Annotated in this window: 16 protein-coding genes; 6 read left to right on the plus strand and 10 right to left on the minus strand. The window is 33.5% G+C overall.

Annotated elements, in window-relative coordinates:
- The first annotated feature begins 559 nt into the window (after positions 1 to 559).
- Positions 560 to 2,197, plus strand: coding sequence for an alkaline phosphatase PafA (pafA, locus tag IRZ99_RS18275; protein WP_194658613.1), 1,638 nt, complete (start codon positions 560 to 562; stop codon positions 2,195 to 2,197).
- A gap of 132 nt (positions 2,198 to 2,329) precedes the next feature.
- On the opposite strand, the gene ald is transcribed toward pafA, so the two are convergent.
- Entirely contained in the window at positions 2,330 to 3,448 is a 1,119-nt protein-coding gene (gene ald, locus IRZ99_RS18280; RefSeq protein WP_194658615.1) for an alanine dehydrogenase, read from the minus strand.
- Positions 3,449 to 3,651: 203 nt separating this feature from the next.
- Here ald and IRZ99_RS18285 point away from each other — a divergent pair, with 203 nt between their 5' ends.
- A complete protein-coding gene (locus IRZ99_RS18285; protein WP_068844397.1) occupies positions 3,652 to 4,110 on the plus strand; it encodes an Lrp/AsnC family transcriptional regulator in 459 nt (152 codons plus the stop codon).
- A 60-nt stretch (positions 4,111 to 4,170) separates the two neighbouring features.
- Here IRZ99_RS18285 and IRZ99_RS18290 read toward each other — a convergent pair whose 3' ends face one another.
- Both IRZ99_RS18290 and IRZ99_RS18295 read right to left on the minus strand, forming a co-directional pair.
- Entirely contained in the window at positions 4,171 to 5,619 is a 1,449-nt protein-coding gene (locus tag IRZ99_RS18290; protein WP_194658616.1) for a glyceraldehyde-3-phosphate dehydrogenase, read from the minus strand.
- Positions 5,620 to 5,823: 204 nt separating this feature from the next.
- Positions 5,824 to 7,224 carry a trypsin-like peptidase domain-containing protein gene (locus IRZ99_RS18295; RefSeq protein WP_194658618.1) on the minus strand — a complete coding sequence of 467 codons (1,401 nt, stop codon included), beginning with the start codon at positions 7,222 to 7,224 and terminating at the stop codon, positions 5,824 to 5,826.
- A 138-nt stretch (positions 7,225 to 7,362) separates the two neighbouring features.
- Here IRZ99_RS18295 and dapF point away from each other — a divergent pair, with 138 nt between their 5' ends.
- The 4 genes from dapF (at position 7,363) to IRZ99_RS18315 (ending at position 10,897) form a co-directional block, all read left to right on the plus strand.
- Positions 7,363 to 8,145, plus strand: coding sequence for a diaminopimelate epimerase (gene dapF / locus IRZ99_RS18300; RefSeq protein WP_194658619.1), 783 nt, complete (start codon positions 7,363 to 7,365; stop codon positions 8,143 to 8,145).
- 34 nt (positions 8,146 to 8,179) lie between these two features.
- Positions 8,180 to 8,713 carry a GNAT family N-acetyltransferase gene (locus IRZ99_RS18305; protein WP_194658621.1) on the plus strand — a complete coding sequence of 178 codons (534 nt, stop codon included), beginning with the start codon at positions 8,180 to 8,182 and terminating at the stop codon, positions 8,711 to 8,713.
- A 10-nt stretch (positions 8,714 to 8,723) separates the two neighbouring features.
- A complete protein-coding gene (gene mltG, locus IRZ99_RS18310) occupies positions 8,724 to 9,764 on the plus strand; it encodes an endolytic transglycosylase MltG (RefSeq protein ID WP_194658623.1) in 1,041 nt (346 codons plus the stop codon).
- A gap of 485 nt (positions 9,765 to 10,249) precedes the next feature.
- On the plus strand, positions 10,250 to 10,897 hold the full coding sequence (locus IRZ99_RS18315; RefSeq protein WP_194658625.1) for a peptidoglycan-binding protein LysM: 648 nt from the start codon (positions 10,250 to 10,252) through the stop codon (positions 10,895 to 10,897).
- A 50-nt stretch (positions 10,898 to 10,947) separates the two neighbouring features.
- Here the strand turns inward: IRZ99_RS18315 and scpA are convergent, their stop codons facing one another.
- The 7 genes from scpA to IRZ99_RS18350 all read right to left on the minus strand — a co-directional run bounded on the left by scpA (position 10,948) and on the right by IRZ99_RS18350 (position 18,708).
- Positions 10,948 to 13,083 carry a methylmalonyl-CoA mutase gene (scpA, locus tag IRZ99_RS18320; protein WP_194658626.1) on the minus strand — a complete coding sequence of 712 codons (2,136 nt, stop codon included), beginning with the start codon at positions 13,081 to 13,083 and terminating at the stop codon, positions 10,948 to 10,950.
- Between the two features lie 45 nt (positions 13,084 to 13,128).
- Positions 13,129 to 14,493 (minus strand): methylmalonyl-CoA mutase subunit beta, encoded by a 1,365-nt coding sequence (locus IRZ99_RS18325; RefSeq protein WP_194658628.1) that lies wholly within the window; start codon positions 14,491 to 14,493, stop codon positions 13,129 to 13,131.
- 16 nt (positions 14,494 to 14,509) lie between these two features.
- On the minus strand, positions 14,510 to 14,842 hold the full coding sequence (locus IRZ99_RS18330; protein ID WP_194658630.1) for a septum formation initiator family protein: 333 nt from the start codon (positions 14,840 to 14,842) through the stop codon (positions 14,510 to 14,512).
- Between the two features lie 152 nt (positions 14,843 to 14,994).
- Positions 14,995 to 15,603, minus strand: a complete 609-nt coding sequence (udk, locus tag IRZ99_RS18335) for a uridine kinase (RefSeq protein ID WP_072973231.1) — start codon at positions 15,601 to 15,603, stop codon at positions 14,995 to 14,997.
- A 253-nt stretch (positions 15,604 to 15,856) separates the two neighbouring features.
- A complete protein-coding gene (locus tag IRZ99_RS18340) occupies positions 15,857 to 16,738 on the minus strand; it encodes an SDR family oxidoreductase (protein ID WP_194658632.1) in 882 nt (293 codons plus the stop codon).
- Positions 16,739 to 16,812: 74 nt separating this feature from the next.
- Positions 16,813 to 17,940, minus strand: coding sequence for a methionine aminotransferase (locus IRZ99_RS18345; RefSeq protein WP_194658634.1), 1,128 nt, complete (start codon positions 17,938 to 17,940; stop codon positions 16,813 to 16,815).
- Positions 17,941 to 17,994: 54 nt separating this feature from the next.
- Positions 17,995 to 18,708: an SAM-dependent methyltransferase gene (locus IRZ99_RS18350; RefSeq protein ID WP_194658635.1), complete on the minus strand. Its 714-nt coding sequence runs from the start codon at positions 18,706 to 18,708 to the stop codon at positions 17,995 to 17,997.
- Positions 18,709 to 18,769: the final 61 nt, after the last annotated feature.

Raw genomic sequence — 18,769 nt, forward strand, 5'->3', positions numbered from 1 at the left:
TAAAAACCCTGTTCTAACGAACGGGGTTTTTTGTTTTACAATACTTTGTGTTTTTTAACCGCAAAGTGCGCTAAAATTTTACCGCAAAGGGCGCTAAGGTTTTTTTAGCTGTCTGTTTACTGCTGTCATGTTAAGGTCGCAAAGCTTATTGTGGCGAACTTTGCGTAATCCCTTTGTGTTCTTTGCGGTTAAATGACAGTTGCTGAGTCAAATTTCTTCTGAAAATAAAAGTATGCAGTACTCCGGATTGGAATTTGGGATTTAAAAGTTGGAATTTCTTCTGAAAACCGGACTTCTTGATCATTGTAAACCGCGTTAGGGATGGGAGCGGCATCCTTTTGTGTGAATACTAAACCTCACTTTACCATAAGTCTTCTTTCCACAAAAGATATAGCGGACAGCCCGGCCCGCCGCGGGAAACGCCATAACCATGTGTGTTCTTTCAATAATATATCATATTGTTTCTGTTAAATAAAAATCAATTTTGGGTTTTAATTTAGCCTCGGTTAGCCATTTTAAATGTGAATCAGTATTTTTGTCTAAATATTATAATTTAAGTATGAAAAAAAGTATTGTATTGTTGACATTGTTTGTTATCTCAAATTTAAGTGCTCAACAACGCCCTAAGTTGGTTGTAGGTATTGTAGTTGATCAAATGAAAATGGAATATTTATATCGGTTTTCAGATGATTTTTCACCGAATGGTTTTAAGAAATTAATGAATAATGGGTATACTTTTCAGAATATGCATTATAACTATATGCCAACTTACACAGCTCCGGGACATGCTTCAATTTATACTGGTACAACACCCGCAACACATGGAATTGTAGGAAATGAGTGGTTTAGTAGAACTCTTGGCAAAGAAATGTATTGCACAGATGATGCTAGTGTGAAAACAGTTGGAGATGGAACAGTTGAAGAAGGAGCAATGTCTCCAAAAAATCTTCAAAGTACCACTATTACGGATGAAGTAAGAATGGCTACCAATTTTGAAGGTAAAGTTATTGGAATGAGTCTTAAAGACCGTGGTGCAATTTTGCCAGCAGGTCATTTTGCTAACTGGGCTTTTTGGTATAGTAAAACTGGCTCTTTTATTTCTAGCACTTTTTATGGTGAAAAACTGCCGGAATGGGTGACTCAGTTTAATAATGAGAAACATTATATGCCCTATATAAAGAAAGGTTGGGATTTATACAAACCAGCTTCGACTTATAATGAAAGTTTACCTGACAATAATCCTTATGAAGGTAAGCTATATGGTAGTGCCGCGCCAGTTTTTCCATATGATTTGAAAACAATGTATGAAAAAAATGATGCAGGTGTAATAAGAGCTACTCCTTTTGGTAATGATTTATTAGCTGAGTTTGCTAAAAAAGCTATCGAAAAAGAAGAATTAGGAAGGGATAATATCACTGATTTTTTAACGGTTAGTTTTTCATCAACAGACTACGTTGGGCATTTATTAGGGCCACGTTCGATGGAACTTCAAGATACTTATTTAAGATTGGACCAAACGATTGCCGACTTCTTAGCTTATTTAGATAAAAGGGTTGGAAAAGGTAACTATTTACTTTTCTTGACAGCGGATCATGCAGGTGCTGAAAATGTTATTTACTTAAAAGATCGTAAATACAATGTCGATAATTATCCGTCAAAAGACTTCAGAAAAAATCTACAGGATTTTTCAGTAAAAACTTTTGGCGTTGATTTACTTTTAAACTATTCTAACTTTAATATCTTCTTTAATAAACAAATAATTAAAGATAAAGGTTTGGATTTAGTAAAAGTAAAACAAGCTTTTAAAGACTACATGATTTCACTACCACAGATTAAGAAAGTCTATACAGAAGAAGAAATTTTAGCTAATTCCGGAAATGATTACTATCTAAATTTTGTGGCAAAAGGGTATGATGTTACTCAGGATGGGGATATGGTTATCATCAATAAACCTGGAGATATGGAATATTCGGTTACTGGAACTTCTCACGGAACTCCGTATAGTTATGATACTCATGTACCTGCTATTTTTTATGGTTGGCACATTAAAAAGGGTGAATCATATGATAAAAAAGCAATTACTGAAATTGCTCCAACAATTGCTCAAAAAATTAAAGTTAGTTTTCCGAATGGAACAGAAGCAAAAGTGTTGCAAGAAGTTTTAGATGAGAAAATCGAGGTAAGCGAGAAAAAATAATTTTCTATTCCTATAAAGTAAAACCTGTCATATTTTATGGCAGGTTTTTTTATGCACCAAAAAAAAGGCTTTTCATTTAAGAAAAGCCTTTTTGAGTAGTGTTTTTAGTAAGCACTTATTATAATGTTAGCACTATGCGTTTGCTAACACTAATTCTTCGTTAAAAGGAAGATTCCAAGCCTCTGCAACTCCTTTGTAAAGAATTTTTCCATTAGCAATGTTTAATCCTTTTTTCAATTCTTCATTTTCGTTACAAGCTTTTTCCCATCCTTTGTTTGCTAGTTGTACAGCATATGGTAAAGTAGCATTTGTTAAAGCTAAAGTTGATGTATAAGGAACAGCTCCAGGCATATTAGCTACACAGTAGTGAACGATATCATCAATAATGAAAGTTGGATTTTCGTGTGTTGTAGGAGTACAAGTTTCGATACATCCTCCTTGATCCACAGCAACATCAACAACAACAGTTCCTGGACGCATTAATTTAAGCATGTCACGAGTGATTAAGTGAGGTGCTTTTGCTCCTGGAATTAAAACAGCTCCAACAATTAAATCTGCGTCTTTAATTGCTCTCGTGATATTATAATGGTTTGACATTTCTGTATTTACGTTTGCTGGCATAATATCGTCAAGCTGACGTAAACGTGGCAAACTTAAATCCATAATAGTTACTTGTGCTCCTAAACCAGCAGCCATTTTTGCAGCTTGCGTTCCAACGATTCCTCCACCTAAAACTAATACTTTAGCTGGCGGTACACCTGGAACACCACCTAAAAGAATTCCTCTTCCTTTTAATGGTTTTTCAAGGTATTTTGCTCCTTGTTGAATTGCCATACGACCTGCAACTTCAGACATTGGAACTAATAACGGTAAACTACGATCTGCTTTTTCAACTGTCTCATAAGCTAAACAAACGGCACCTTTTTCAAGCATTGCATGTGTTAATGGCTCAGATGAAGCAAAGTGAAAGTATGTGAAAAGCAATTGATCTTTTTTGATTAAAGGATATTCAGAAGCAATTGGTTCTTTTACTTTAATGATCATCTCTGCGATAGCATAAACTTCTTCAATAGTTCCTAAAACTACTGCTCCTGCAGTTGCATATTCATCATCACTAAATCCACTTCCTATACCTGCAGTTGCTTGAACATAAACTGTATGTCCATGTTTTTTCATCTCAGAAACACCAGCTGGAGTTAATGCTACACGATTTTCGTTATTTTTTATTTCTTTTGGAACACCTATTATCATCTTGTTATATTTTTTTGTTTTTTTTCTTGAATTTGTTTTACAAAGCTACTGATAGAGAATATATTATTGATATTAGACTTATAAATAAGAAAATATTATTTTATTTTATACTTTTACAGAAAAATATTCTTTTTGCATAGGTTTGGACTTCTCAAAAAAGAAAAAAAGACTAAATTTTACTAATTAAAGAAAACGTTTTCGTTATGGCTTTAGATGAAATTGACAAAAAAATCCTACGACTTTTACAGGAAAATGCCCATTATACTTTAAAGGACATCGCAAATAAAATAAATTTGTCCCTTACACCTGTTCATGATAGGGTTAAACGCCTTGAAAAAGAGGGAGTTATAGAGAAGTATGTTTCGATTTTAAACAAGAAAAAACTCGGAAATAATCTTACTGTTTATTGTCAGGTTACTTTAACAAAACAGACTTATGATACTTCTGAAGGGTTTAATCAATCCATACTTAATTTACCGGAAGTTGTTGAATGTAATTACGTTTCTGGTAATTTTGATTATATGCTTAAAATCATTATTCCTGATATGGAAAGCTATCATCATTTTCATCAGAAAAAATTATCTGTTTTACCTGAAGTATCTTTAATCAACACTGTTTTTGTGATTTCAGAGGTAAAAAGCACGACAGTTCTTCCAATTTAAAACAACAAAAAGCCATCAAGAAAACTTGATGGTCTTAAGAATGGTTGGTTTGGTTTTATATTAATAATAAGTAAAACGTCTCACTTTAGCAATATACTTTGCTAAACGGATTACTTGATGACTGTAGCCATATTCGTTATCGTACCAAATATAAAGCACGATGTTTTTTCCATCCTTAGAAACAATTGTTGCATTGCTATCATAAATTGATGGAGCAGAAGTTCCTACTATATCAGAAGAAACCAATTCATTATTTAAGGAATATTTAATTTGTTCTACAAGTTCACCTTCTAAAGCGTATTTTTTCATGATTTTATTGATGGCTGGTATAGAGGTTGCTTTTTTAACTTCTAAGTTTAGTACCACCAACGATCCGTTTGGAACTGGAACTCTAATAGCATTTGAAGTTAATTTTCCTTCAAGGGATGGAATTGCTTTTGAAACTGCAGTTCCGGCACCAGTTTCGGTAATTACCATATTTAATGCAGCAGCTCTTCCGCGACGGTATTTTTTATGCATATTGTCAACCAGATTCTGATCGTTTGTATAAGCATGAATGGTTTCTAAGTGACCTTTTGCAACTCCTAAAGTGTCTTCAATAACTTTTAAAATTGGCGTTATAGCGTTTGTAGTGCAGGATGCTGCAGAAAAAATATTTATTTCGTCCGGGTTGTATTCGTTATGATTAACCCCATGAACGATATTTGGAACTCCTTTTCCAGGTGCCGTCAATAAAACTTTGCTAACTCCATTTGAAGTTAAATGCCTTTTTAGAGTCTCCTCTGTTGTAAAGGCACCAGTATTATCAATAACTAAGGCATCATTGATTCCGTATTGTGTGTAATCTATTTCTTCCGGAGTATTAGCGTTTATAATGTGAACGGTGGTTCCGTTAATGATTAAAGCATTATTCTTTGAATCTGCAGTAACAGATCCCTGAAAATCGCCATGAATTGAATCATAACGCAATAGAGAAGCTCGTTTCTCTAAAGTTGCAGCATCACTTTTATCACGGGTTACAATTGCTCTCAAACGCAATTGGTTTCCTTTACCGGTTTTTGACATTAATTCTCTGGCTAACAAACGTCCAATTCTTCCAAAGCCGTATAAGACAACATCTTTTGGCTGAATTTCTTTGGTTGATTTAGCTTTTTTTAGTTTTTCCATTACAAAATATCTTGCGTCCGGATATTTTTCTTCTTCTAAAAGATATTCGTAGGTAAGTTTTCCTAAATCTAATTTGGCAGGTGGAAAATCTAAGGACAAAATTACTTTTGCAATTTCAACAGAATCAAAAACACTGATAGGTTTACCGACGAATTCGCCTGCGTATTGATGTAAATTGATTATGTCACTGACATTTTTATCCAATAATTGGTTTTTAAATAAAACCATTTCGATGGATTTGTCGTACCATAAATCACTTATGACTTTTATTAATTCGACACCAGCTCTTCTTCGGTCGACTTGTAACGATACCTCTTTTTGGTACAAACTTTTTTTACTCATAATTGATTAAATTGAAAAAATAAAATGCTCACTATTTTAAAATTTTGCGCAAAAGTATCCATTTCAATCGATTTCGTAAACTATTTTATGATTTATTTTTGAAAATAAAAAAGCCACCTTAATTTCTTAAGATGGCTTTAAGGATTTTCAGTCTTAGCTACAGTTTTTATTTTTTTAGCTGAAAACTGTGACTAATAAGTGTGACTAAATAATTATTCTGAAGATTTCTCCATTTCTATTTATCATTTCGATGCGGACACTTTGTCCTTCGTCTTTTTTACTTAACAGTTTCGAAACGGTTTCAACATTTGTAGCTTTAACATTATCGATACTTAAAATAATATTGCCTTGCAATTCATTTTGATATTGCATTAAATGATCATTGGTTATGTTTTTAATTTTTACACCATAATCAATTCTGAATTTCTTTTTGTCAGCGGCATCGATATTTTCTAATTCTATTCCTTTAAACTCAGTGCTAAAGAATTCATTTTTACTTAAAGTTACCGGAACAGTTTTCGTTTGTCCATCTTTCATATAAGTAACTTTGACAACATCGTTTGGTCGTTTTGTATTAATATAACCTGAAAGATCAGCATAAGTTGCAATGTTTTGATCATCTAGTTTTACGATAATGTCACCTTTTGAAAGCCCAGCTTTTTCAGCTCCGGAATTTTTAGAAACTTTACTGATATAAAATCCTTGTGTTTGAGTTACGCCTAATTCTTTTGAAGCAGTGCTGTTTAATTCGCCACCTTCAACACCTAGAATTCCTCGTTGAACATTTCCGAATTCCATAATATCTTCGATAATTTTTCTCGCAATATTAGATGGAACCGCAAATGAATACCCAACATAAGAGCCTGTCATTGATGAAATCATCGTATTGATTCCAATTAATTCTCCTCGTGTATTTACTAACGCTCCACCGCTATTTCCTGGGTTTACAGCTGCATCAGTCTGAATAAAAGACTGAATTCCGCTAGTATCTAAGTTTCTGGCTTTCGCCGAAACAATTCCGGCAGTTACGGTTGAAGTTAAGTTGTAAGGATTACCAACTGCCAAAACCCATTCGCCAATTTTTACATTATCAGAATTAGCAAAAGCAGTATAGGGTAGTTTTTCATCGGCATTGATTTTCAATAGAGCAATGTCCATTTTTGAATCGGTGCCGATCAATTTTGCGGTATATGATTTCTTGTTGTTTAAGGTAATTTCAATTTCAGAAGCATCTTTAATCACGTGATTGTTCGTCACGATATATCCATCTTCAGAAATAATAACACCAGAACCAGTTCCTACTTGTTCCTGTTGTTGTTGACCACCGTATCCATAGAAAAATTCCATCATCGGATTGCTGACTGTTCTTCTCGAAACATTTTTTACGTGAACAACAGTATGAATTGTCTTATCTGCAGCAGCAGTAAAATCAACCGTTTCAGCTGATAATGCAACATTTCTGCCAAATGAATTTGGGGCTAAAGTAACAACAGAATTTTCTCTTCCAAAAAAAGAATTGTTGCCATCAAATAATAATTTGTAAGCACCAAGTGTAGTAGCACCACTTAGTAATGACACTAAAAATAAGCTTGAAAATCTTTTCATAATTAGGATTTATGTTTAAGTTACTAACGTAAAATTAAAGGAAAAAATTATTTCAAAAAATGCTTTAACGCTCTTTAACATTGATTAACATTTCATTAATTAATAGTTCGTACTTTTGTACTTATTAATAGACTAAAAATGCAAATAGAATTTTATAAATATCAAGGTACGGGCAATGATTTTGTGATGATTGACAATCGTACTAATTTTTTCCCAAAAGAAGATATTCAACTGATTGAGCAATTGTGCGACAGAAGATTTGGAATTGGCGCTGACGGACTTATTTTATTAGAAAATGATTCGGATACTGATTTCAGAATGGTTTATTACAATTCTGACGGGAACGAAAGTTCGATGTGCGGTAATGGTGGTCGTTGTTTAGTAGCTTTTGCTAATCAATTAGGCGTAATCAACAGTCAGGCAATTTTTATGGCAACCGATGGTTTGCATCACGCTTCTGTTGGAGATGATGGTATTGTTTCTTTGCAAATGATTGATGTTGATGAAATACAAAAGAAAGATTCTTATACTTTTTTGAATACTGGTTCACCACATCACGTGCAGATTGTTGAAGATTTGAAAAATTATAATGTAAAAGATAGCGGAGCATCGATTCGTTACGGTGAACTATATGGAGAAAAAGGAAGCAATGTTAATTTTGTAAAGAAAATTGATGAGGATACTTTTTCAGTCCGTACTTATGAAAGAGGTGTTGAAGATGAAACTCTGGCCTGTGGGACAGGAGTAACTGCGGTTGCAATTGCAATGAATGCGACTGGAGAAACGGATAAAACATCTATCAATTTAAATGTTGAAGGAGGAAAGCTAAATGTTTCTTTTGATAAAATGGGAGATCATTTTACCAATGTTTTCTTAAACGGCCCGGCAAAATTTGTTTTTAAAGGCAGTATTGAAATCTAAAATATGCAATCTAAAATCTAAAATCTAAAATTAAATGATCACACTCAAAGGCGAAAATATCTATCTGCGTGCATTAGAACCTAATGATTTAGAGTTTGTGTATGCGATGGAAAATGATCAGAGCATTTGGGAAGTTAGCAATACTTACACGCCATACAGTCGCTTTCTGGTTCGTCAATATCTTGAAAATGCACATCAGGATATTTATGAGGCGAAACAATTACGTTTGGCTATTTGTCAGGATGAAGATTTTCCGGCTATCGGATTAATTGATTTATTTGAATTTGACCCGAAGAATAATAAAGCAGGGGTTGGAATCGTTATTCAAAAGAATGAAAATAAAAGGCAAAATATTGGTTCTGAATCATTAGAGCTTTTAATTAAATATGCGTTTTACAATTTAAATTTACATCAGCTCTATGCAAATATTAGTGTCGAAAATGTAGCAAGTATAGCTCTTTTTACTAAATTTGGTTTTAAGAAAATAGGAATTAAAAAAGATTGGATATTGCTGAATAACCACTATCAAGACGAAGCAATGTACCAGTTAATTAACAAACAAATTTAAAATTTAGACTTTGAGCTTAAAAAAAATTATCACGATAACTGCTGTAGCCGTAATTTCAGGTTTAATGATTTACGGATTTATTTTGATCAGCAGAATTTTTAGCGCCAACACAAAATTCGAGGAAAAAGAACTTTATGTTTATGTTCCAACGGGTGCAAATTATACCGATGTTAAAAAAATATTAGAACCTTATATTAAGAATTTCGAAAACTTCGAAATGGTAGCCAATAAAAGAAGCTATCCTGAAAACGTAAAATCAGGTCGTTTTTTGCTTAAAAAAGACATGAATAATATCGATTTGGTTCGTGCAATGCGTTCTAATGTTCCGGTTAAATTAGCTTTTAACAATCAGGAACGTTTGGAGAATTTTGCCGGAAGAGTTGGTTCTGAAATCGAGGCTGACAGTTTATCTTTAATGAAAGCAATTAAAGATTCGACTTTTATGGCTGCTAATGGTTTTAATGAAGATAATGTTTTTGCCATGTTTATTCCTAATACTTATGAAGTGTATTGGAATACTTCTGCAGAGAAATTCCGTGATAAAATGATCAAAGAATATCACAATTTTTGGACAGATAAAAGAATTGCAGAAGCAAAAGAACAAGGTTTAACACCTGTTCAGGCTACTATTTTAGCGTCAATTGTTCATAAGGAATCCGTTAAAAAAGACGAAAGACCTAGAATTGCAGGAGTGTATTTAAACCGTTTGCGTTTGGCAATGCCGTTGCAAGCAGATCCAACAGTAATTTATGCATTAAAATTAAGAGATAATAATTTCGATCAGGTTATAAAAAGAGTTTTCTATAATGACTTGCTTATGAAATCTCCTTATAATACTTATGTAAATATCGGATTGCCTCCTGGGCCAATTGCAATGCCTGATATTACGGCTCTTGAAGCTGTTTTGAATCCGGAGAAAAACGATTATATCTATTTTTGTGCTAGTGTTGAGCGTTTTGGATATCACGAATTTGCTTCAACTTTAGCAGAGCACAATATAAATGCAAAAAAATATTCTGACTGGATCGCTAGTCAAGGTGTAACAAGATAGTTTTTTGATTACTCAATAAAATATAACCGAAGCGTAAAAGCTTCGGTTTTTTTATTTTTGAGGTTTCATTATTTTAAAAAAAAGTGATCATTCGTAGATTTTTATTCGAATCAATTTTTGAATTTCTAAAAACTAAAAAGTGAAATATGACGTCTTTTTAAATTTAAAAAAAGCAAAATTAAGGTTAAACGTGATTTATTTATCTGTAAATAAATCGTAAATATTGTAAGTTAAGTAGTATTATTTTAACAATATTGCTAAAAATTTGATAAAAATGATGTTTTTGAAATTTATTTTTTAGTGCTTTTAATGCGAATTTGAAGTCTTTCATTTATGCTCGAAAAGGGCATCATTAAAGGGATGAAGCTCAATTTTATAATTCTTAAAAACACTTAATTGTTTGATTATCAGTATTATTTTGTTTTGGTTATCTTTGCACCGTAGAAATTTCAAAAGGGTGACAGCGTTTTGAAGAAAAACAATTTATGATAAAGAAATGGTATTTTTATGCGAGTTTAGTCGTTATTATTACATTTTTAACTTTGGGTTTTAAACCCTTTAATCTAGAAACCAAACCTTGGTTTTTAATAGAAAAAACAGATGGATCAGAATACTTATTTCCATCGCTAAGTAAGGATGATTATCCTGAATCAAACAAATTAAACGTCCCATACACGGGAAATCATCTAATCGGTTTTAAAGAAGCAGTTGCATTCAAAGAATCTCAGGGAAAATACCGTTTGGTAAATTCACTAGGTTACATGGGGAAATACCAGTTTGGCCCTCAGGCATTGAGATCGATTGGTGTTCGTAGTGGAAAAGCCTTTTTGAAAGATCCTGCATTGCAAGAAAAAGCATTTGTTGCGCTATTATCCAAAAATAAATGGATTTTACGTAATGAAATTGAAAGGTATGAAGGAAAAATCGTTAATGGTGTTGCCATTACTGAATCCGGAATTTTGGCCGCAGCTCATCTTGGTGGAGCAGGATCAGTAAAAAACTTCTTTAAAAATAAAGGAAACAGGTTTTTTAGAGATGCCTATGGAACTTCATTAAGAAGCTATATGAAAGCTTTTGGCGGTTATGATCTCTCTTATATTGAAGCTGATAGTAACGCTACAATAAACGACTAAAAAGTAAAAATTAAAAATCCCGATTTAATCGGGATTTTTTATGGAATATATTAATCAAGTAATATTTCTAAAATTTTAATTGCTGCTTCACTAATCTTTGTACCTGGTCCAAAGACGGCAACTGCACCTGCATCAAATAGATATTGGTAGTCTTGTGCCGGTATAACTCCGCCCACAATTACCATAATATCTTCACGACCATGTTTTTTAAGTTCTTCTATAACTTGCGGAACTAATGTTTTATGTCCGGCGGCTAAAGAAGATACTCCTAATATATGGACATCATTTTCAACAGCTTGTTTAGCAGCTTCAGCCGGAGTTTGGAAAAGAGGACCAATATCAACATCAAAACCTACATCAGCATAACCGGTTGCCACTACTTTTGCACCCCTATCATGGCCGTCTTGTCCCATTTTGGCAATCATAATTCTGGGACGTCTTCCTTCTTGTTTGGCAAAGGCGTCTGCTAACTGTTTTGCCTTTTCAAAATTTTCGTCATTTTTTATTGCTGCACTATACACACCGCTAAAGGATTTAATTTGTGCTTTGTATCTTCCGAAAACACTTTCCAGGGCATCGCTGATTTCGCCTAAAGTTGCTCTTTCCCGAGCCGCTTCGGTTGCAATTTCCAGTAAGTTTCCTTCGCCAGTTTTGGCACAATGAATTAATTTTTCCAGTGATTGATTTACTTTATCCGTATTTCTTTTTGCTTTTATTTCTTCAAGACGTTCAATTTGTTGTTTGCGAACCATTTGGTTGTCAACATCCAAAATATGCAACGGATCTTCTTTTTCTAATCTAAATTGATTTACACCCACAATAATATCTTGCCCGCTATCAATTCGTGCTTGTTTTCTTGCTGCAGCTTCTTCAATTCTCAGTTTCGGAATTCCGGCTTCAATCGCTTTTGTCATTCCGCCTAATTCTTCAACTTCTTCAATAAGTTTCCAGGTACTTTCTAGAAGTTCATTTGTTAAGCTTTCGACATAATAACTTCCAGCCCATGGATCAACAGTTTTGGTAATCTTAGTTTCCTCCTGCAGAAAGATCTGTGTATTACGAGCGATTCTTGCCGAAAAGTCTGTTGGCAAGGCAATTGCTTCATCAAGCGCGTTGGTATGTAAAGATTGTGTTCCTCCAAAAGCAGCAGCGGTCGCTTCAATACAAGTTCTGGCGACATTATTAAAAGGATCTTGTTCTGTTAAACTCCATCCGCTTGTCTGGCAATGGGTTCTTAATGCTAATGATTTGTCGCTTTTTGGATTAAATTGCTGAATTAATTTTGCCCAAATCATTCGGCCCGCTCTCATCTTCGCAATTTCCATAAAATGATTCATTCCAATGGCCCAAAAGAAAGAAAGGCGAGGAGCAAACTCATCAATTGTCATTCCGGTTGAAAGCCCGGTTCGAATATATTCTAAACCATCTGCTAAGGTATAAGCTAATTCAATATCAGCAGTTGCACCTGCTTCCTGCATATGATATCCTGATATTGAGATAGAATTGAATTTCGGCATTTTTTTACTCGTAAATTCAAAAATATCAGCAATAATTTTCATTGAAGGGGTTGGTGGATAAATATAAGTATTACGCACCATGAACTCTTTCAAAATATCATTCTGAATGGTTCCGGATAATTTACCAATGGCTACACCTTGTTCTTCTGCGGCAATAATATAAAAAGCCATAATTGGCAAAACAGCTCCGTTCATTGTCATTGAAACCGACATTTCATCTAATGGAATCTGATCAAACAATACCTTCATGTCTTCAACAGAATCTATGGCAACACCTGCTTTTCCAACATCACCAACGACTCTTTCATGATCTGAATCGTAACCACGATGTGTTGGTAAATCGAATGCAATTGAAAGTCCTTTTTGTCCGGCAGCTAAATTTCTTCTGTAAAAAGCATTACTTTCTTCAGCTGTTGAAAATCCGGCATACTGACGAATAGTCCACGGGCGTCTTACATACATAGTTGCATATGGTCCGCGTAAATTTGGAGCAAAACCAGCCCCAAAATCAAGAAATTCTAAATTTTCAAGATCTTTTTCAGAGTATGTTTTTTTAAGTTCAATACCTTCAGCAGTAAAAAAGTTGCCAGCTAAAATGTCGGACTTTTGACTTTCGACTTTTAACTTTTGACTGTCCAGACTAATATGTTTAAGGTCTTTTCTTATCATGGAGACACTTCGTTTTGTTGGGTTGTTAATTACTTTGAAAAAGATTTATTCAAGTTCTAATCGTTCTTGTTCCAGTTTCTCAGCTAATCTTTTTTCTATTATGGGTGTAATTAATGTTTTTCGTGGTTTTATTTTTACAAAAGGAAACAATTCTAGATCGTGTTTCATTTTGTCTTCTTTGTTTGGATATTTATTCGTTCCTAGTAAAACTTCTTTTTTTGAATCGAATAACTCTTGTTCTTTAGCTGCACTTTCCTGAATTTTCTTTTTGATAGTGCCGTCATTTAATAATTTAAGAAACCCGCCATCAGCTTCAATCTCTTTAAATAATTTCAAAATTTTTTCTGCCAATTGCGTAGTTAAACTTTCAATATAATAACTTCCATCGGCAGGATTATCTACTTTGTCAAAGTAACTTTCATGTTTTAAAACCAACAATTGATTTCTGGCAATTCGGTCTCCGAATTCATTGTCTTTATGATATAAAGCATCATAAGGTAAATTAGCAACAGCATCAGCGCCGCCTAAAATAGCCGACATACATTCGGTTGTAGTACGAAGCATGTTGACATTGTAATCATAAATCGTTTTATTTCGTTTGGTTGGCGTCACCAATAAATGACATTCGATGTCAGGATTATATTCTTCGGCAATTAATTTAAAAAGCATTCGCAAGGCACGAAGTTTTGCAATTTCAAAAAAATAATTAGTTCCAACAGAAACCTGAAATACAAATGGCTTGGTAATATTGGGCAAACGATTTAAATATTCGTTTGCGTGTGCCAAACTGTAAGCTATTTGCTGTGTAATGTTGGCTCCAGCATTTTGATATAAACCCAGATCAATACTTAGTAAAGAAAGGTTTGTCGTTGCTTTTGCAATATTTTCAATCGTTTCAAAATTATTTTTATCTGATGTTGGAAACCAATTCCCTTCTCTTGCAAAATGACCGATTGGATCAATGTTGCAATAAAAAAAAGCTTTTTTTTGTAAAGAAACAGCGTCTAATTTTTTTACGAAATCGATTGAAATAAAATTCAAATTAAAGTAAACGATTCTGTTTTCTAAAGGAAGTGATTCCAATAATTTTTCAATGTCTATTTTTTCGTTTTCAATTGTAAAACGCAAACTTTCAGCACCTCTTTCAATCGTATTAATAGCTCTTTGAATCGATTTCTCGATGTCGTAAACAAAAATATTTTGACAGATTTTAAAATTGGAAGCCTCCGTTTTTACGGCTGCTGCTTTTGAAAATTCATCTCTGTGATAAAAAGGCTTTACCTGAATATCTTCCGGAGAATTCCAAATTACGGTTTGATTGTATTCGGCTCCATCTAATTCAAACTGAATTTTTTGTTTCCATTGTTTGGATGAAATCGGATTAAAATCGTCGAACAGGGTAGTGGCCATTGGGTGTTTTTTGTAATTATTCTTTGTCTTGAATGGTATCTCCTTCAAATTGGATGATGTAAATATCTTCGCTGTCTTTTTTCATAAAGTACTTTTCACGAGCATATTTTTCTATTTGTTCAGGATTTTTGAGTTGTTTGATCTGTTCCTGATCTTTCTTTATTTCTTCTTGATAGTATTTTTTATTGTCTTGTAATTCATTGATTTGTCCATCTAAGAAACGATGATCAAAATAGGAGTAATTGTCTAAAAATAACATCCAGATAACAAAAAAGAGCAATACCCAAACATATTTATTGCCCAGGAATTTAAACCATGATTTGTCTTTATATGGATTCTTTATTTTCATTTTTAATTAATCGATTGTATCTTAGAGATTTGAGCCGTCTTTCTAGCCCCGATGGAGCCGATATCCTTTTTATGGTTTTTTCTGCCATAAAAAGATAAAGGCGAGAGCGGGAAACAGCTCCTAATTATTATGGACTAAATTTACAATAAAAATTATAAAATTCGCTGATTAATTACGGCACGAACCACATCAATTGCTACTGTGTTGTATTTGTCATTTGGAATAATGATATCAGCAAAAGCTTTTGATGGCTCGATAAATTGCTCGTGCATAGGTTTTAAAGTGTTTTGATAACGGTTTAAAACCTCGTCGATATCACGTCCGCGTTCTGAAATATCTCTTTTTAAACGACGAACTAATCTTTCGTCAGAATCTGCATGAACGAAAATTTTAATATCAAAAAGTTCACGTAATTCCGGATTGGTTAAGATTAAAATCCCTTCAACAATCATTACTTTTCTAGGATGTGTCGATACGGTATCGTCAGTTCTGTTATGCTGTATAAAAGAATAAACCGGCTGATCAATTGTTTCGCCTGCTTTTAAAGCTTTAAGATGCTTTACCAGTAGTTCAAAGTCAATAGATCTTGGGTGATCAAAATTAATTAATGCTCTTTCGTCAAATGACAAATTGGTTGTTTCTTTATAGTACGAATCCTGTGAAATCACACCAACTTCAGTGTCGGGTAATTCAGTCATGATCTGGTGTACTACTGTTGTTTTTCCACTTCCTGTTCCTCCTGCAAGTCCAATAATGAGCATAAATTTGATATTATATATTTGTTTGGCAAAAATAATAATTTAAGTGAATTGTCTAGGCATATTATTTATTTAAACCATATAAGTAATGTAAGTAAATTTAAGCAAACAGATGTTTAAACAAATTATTATTTAACTGAATTTATATCAGTTATATCGTAAAAACAATAAAAAAAATCCCGACAGCAAGCTATCGGGATTTAGTGCAATCAGTATAGTTTTAATAAAATATTCTGAATTTAGTAAGCACGTAAAATTATTTATTCTTTTTTGCTTTTATCATCATTTCAAGCTGATCCCAAAGTTCTTCCGGAATTGCTTCCAGTAAATTGAACTGTCCGGCTCCTTTTAACCATTCACCACCGTCAATTGTAATAACATCTCCATTTATGTACGCTGAAAAATCAGAAACTAGATAAGCCGCTAAATTGGCTAATTCCTGGTGATCACCAACACGTTTCAATGGCACTTTTTTAGCCATATCAAACTTTTCTGCAAGATCTCCAGGCAATAATCTGTCCCAAGCACCTTTTGTAGGGAATGGTCCCGGCGCGATGGCATTAGAACGAATTCCGTATTTTGCCCACTCTACAGCCAAACTTCTTGTCATGGCTAAAACTCCCGCTTTCGCAGTAGCGCTTGGTACCACATAAGCAGAACCTGTCCAGGCATAAGTCGTAACAATATTTAAAATTGTTGCGGATGTTTGTTTGCTGTCAATCCAGTGTTTTCCAAAGGCAAGTGTACAGTTTTTAGAACCTTTCAGTACAATATCAATTACAGTATCAAATGCATTTGCAGACAAACGTTCTGTTGGGGAAATGAAGTTTCCGGCAGCATTGTTCAAAAGAACATCGACTTTTCCGAATTCTTTTAAAACTGCCTGAAGCATATTTTCTACTTCTTCATAATGACGAACGTCACATTGAAGTGGTAAACATTTTCCACCAGTTTCAGTTTCAAGTTCTGTTGCAGTATTTTTTAGCTTTTCTAAATCTCTTGAAGTAATTGCTACCTGAGCACCTAATTCTAAGAAATATTTAGTCATCGCTTTTCCTAAACCACTTCCACCACCTGTAACTACTATGACTTTGCCTTTTAAAGCATCGTCACGTAACATTTTATCTGTATAGCTCATACTTTTCTTTTTTTACAATATTAATTAAAATAATAGGATGCATGCATAATAATGTTATAAAATTTTGATAAATTTTATATATCGCACAATTTTTTTGCTGCTGATTCAAGAGTGAAGTTGTCTTTGGCAAAGCAAAAACGTATTAATTTTTGATCTTTATGATCTGAATAGAAAGTTGAAATTGGAATTGCAGCAACGCCATGATCTGTGATTAGTTTTTTACAAAAAGTCACATCGTCTTCGTCTGAAATATTAGCATAGGAGGCCACTTGAAAATAAGTTCCTTCACACGGTTTTAAATCGAATCGGCTGTTTTGCAGAAGTTTTTGAAAATAATCGCGTTTTTCCTGATAAAATTTCCCAAGTAAATTGACATCTACAACATCTAAATATTCGCTAATGGCAAATTGTGAAATACTGTTTACACTGAAAACCAAAAATTGATGTACTTTTTTGATTTCTTTCATCAAATATTCCGGTGCGACGGTATAACCAATTTTCCAGCCTGTAATGTGAAAAGATTTTCCGAACGAAGAAACCATGACACATCGATTTAGAAGAAAATCTTTAGTATGTGCGGAAATATGTTTTTCTTCAAAAGTGATATATTCATAAACTTCGTCAGATAAGACTATAATCTCCGGGAATTTTGAAAGTAATTTTTCAAGTTCTAAAAAATCATTTTCCGTTAAAATCTTACCCGTCGGATTATGCGGATTATTAATGATTATCATTTTGGTTTTAGACGAACATGCTTTTTCAATGGTAGTCCAATTTGGCGTATAGTCGTCATTTAAAGCTACACGAACGGGATTTGCATTACAAAGTAAAACGGGAGATTCATAAGAATCATAACTCGGATCCAAAATAACAACTTCATCACCAGTTTTAACTAAAGCTAAGATTGTGGTGAAAATTCCCTGCGTTGCGCCGGCTGTAACCAAAAGTTCTAAATCAGGATTAATAGTTCTGTTATATGAACTCTGAATTAATTTAGCAATCTGATTCATCAAAGGCGGATAACCTGCCATTGGTGTATATTGGTGCACATTCTCTTTAGATAATTTTGCCAGAATATCGGTTAATCTTTCATCAACAGGGAAATTTGGAAATCCTTGAGAAAGATTAATAGCATTGTGTTCGGCTGCCATTTTAGACATTACCGTAAAGATGCTTGTGGTTATGTTTGGGAGTTTACTCATGGAAAAGTTTGATTAAGAAAAACTTGTGAGTACAATATAACGTAATTTATACAACTACATTTTATGAATAATAAAAATCGTAGGTCGATTGTGTAAATCAACTTTCAATTTTTTCCAATCAGAAACTCGCATTGTTTTAATGAATTCTGTTGGCAACGTAATATCTGTAGCAATACAAAGATGAGTTGAAGGATTTAGAATTTGCAAAAGATCTTCGACTAATTTGTTGTTTCTGTATGGTGTTTCAATAAAAATTTGAGATTGATTTTTATCCTGCGATAATTTCTCAAAATGTTTTAATGCAGATTTTTTCTCGTCTTTGTCAATTGGTAAATAGCCATTGAAAGTAAAACTTTGTCCGTTCATTCCTGAAGCCATCATGGCTAATAAAATAGAAGAAGGTCCAACCAATGGTACAACCTGAATTCCTTTTTCATGTGCTAATTTTACAATTACGGCACCTGGATCAGCTACACCAGGGCAGCCAGCTTCACTCATTAATCCAACATTTTTCCCTTCTAATAAAGGTTTGATGAATTCTAAATGTTCACTTGGTTCTGTACGTTTGTTAAGCGTGAAAAGAATTAATTCTGATTGTTTTTTTTCTGGAGAAACTGCTTTTATCGATTTTCGGGCCGTTTTTTCGTTTTCAACAATATAATGATCTATAAAATCGATACTTCTCTTTACCGTTTGTGGCAAAACATCCATCGGATCGCTTTCGCCCATTGTTGTTGGAATTAAATATAGTTTTCCTGGAAGTTTCATGTGATTTATTTTATAGATTATAAAATGATAATTTTCAATTATTTAGTAATTAAATAATTGA

The sequence above is a fragment of the Flavobacterium sp. LC2016-12 genome (assembly GCF_015351595.1).
In the GTDB taxonomy this organism is placed as follows: Bacteria; Bacteroidota; Bacteroidia; order Flavobacteriales; family Flavobacteriaceae; genus Flavobacterium.

What these genes read in the sequence shown, in the direction of transcription:
- pafA (WP_194658613.1), top strand. Translation starts at nt 560, where the DNA reads ATGAAAAAAAGTATTGTATTGTTGACATTGTTTGTTATCTCAAATTTA.
- ald (WP_194658615.1), bottom strand. Translation starts at nt 3,448, where the DNA reads ATGATAATAGGTGTTCCAAAAGAAATAAAAAATAACGAAAATCGTGTA.
- IRZ99_RS18285 (WP_068844397.1), top strand. Translation starts at nt 3,652, where the DNA reads ATGGCTTTAGATGAAATTGACAAAAAAATCCTACGACTTTTACAGGAA.
- IRZ99_RS18290 (WP_194658616.1), bottom strand. Translation starts at nt 5,619, where the DNA reads ATGAGTAAAAAAAGTTTGTACCAAAAAGAGGTATCGTTACAAGTCGAC.
- IRZ99_RS18295 (WP_194658618.1), bottom strand. Translation starts at nt 7,224, where the DNA reads ATGAAAAGATTTTCAAGCTTATTTTTAGTGTCATTACTAAGTGGTGCT.
- dapF (WP_194658619.1), top strand. Translation starts at nt 7,363, where the DNA reads ATGCAAATAGAATTTTATAAATATCAAGGTACGGGCAATGATTTTGTG.
- IRZ99_RS18305 (WP_194658621.1), top strand. Translation starts at nt 8,180, where the DNA reads ATGATCACACTCAAAGGCGAAAATATCTATCTGCGTGCATTAGAACCT.
- IRZ99_RS18315 (WP_194658625.1), top strand. Translation starts at nt 10,250, where the DNA reads ATGATAAAGAAATGGTATTTTTATGCGAGTTTAGTCGTTATTATTACA.
- scpA (WP_194658626.1), bottom strand. Translation starts at nt 13,083, where the DNA reads ATGATAAGAAAAGACCTTAAACATATTAGTCTGGACAGTCAAAAGTTA.
- IRZ99_RS18325 (WP_194658628.1), bottom strand. Translation starts at nt 14,493, where the DNA reads ATGGCCACTACCCTGTTCGACGATTTTAATCCGATTTCATCCAAACAA.
- IRZ99_RS18330 (WP_194658630.1), bottom strand. Translation starts at nt 14,842, where the DNA reads ATGAAAATAAAGAATCCATATAAAGACAAATCATGGTTTAAATTCCTG.
- udk (WP_072973231.1), bottom strand. Translation starts at nt 15,603, where the DNA reads ATGCTCATTATTGGACTTGCAGGAGGAACAGGAAGTGGAAAAACAACA.
- IRZ99_RS18340 (WP_194658632.1), bottom strand. Translation starts at nt 16,738, where the DNA reads ATGAGCTATACAGATAAAATGTTACGTGACGATGCTTTAAAAGGCAAA.
- IRZ99_RS18345 (WP_194658634.1), bottom strand. Translation starts at nt 17,940, where the DNA reads ATGAGTAAACTCCCAAACATAACCACAAGCATCTTTACGGTAATGTCT.
- IRZ99_RS18350 (WP_194658635.1), bottom strand. Translation starts at nt 18,708, where the DNA reads ATGAAACTTCCAGGAAAACTATATTTAATTCCAACAACAATGGGCGAA.